1 pseudogene is annotated in these 247 nt (G+C 48.2%); it reads right to left on the minus strand.

The features are described 5' to 3' along the window. Positions 1–235 (minus strand): annotated as a pseudogene (locus tag SB756_RS33590) (patatin); the annotation flags it as partial. Positions 236–247: the final 12 nt, after the last annotated feature.

Below are 247 nucleotides of genomic sequence, written 5' to 3' on the forward strand. Positions count from 1 at the left end.
TTATGCTGCCTAACCTTTCTTTCAGACGCGCATGCCACGGCAGAGAATCACCATTCTCGCTATTTTCTTCACTGACATTAAAGGAGAGCAAATCTTGTTGCATCAAATGAGCATCGTGCTGCAGGTCAACCGCTATCACAATATCAGCCCCCAATGCACGCGTGAGGGAAATAGGAATTGGGTTAACGACTGCTCCATCAACCAGCCAGTAGCCGTTATGTGCAACAGGTGCCATGAGTCCTGGAAT

This window comes from Pseudomonas sp. SIMBA_068, from assembly GCF_046534705.1.
GTDB classification, from domain to species: Bacteria; Pseudomonadota; Gammaproteobacteria; order Pseudomonadales; family Pseudomonadaceae; genus Aquipseudomonas; species Aquipseudomonas putida.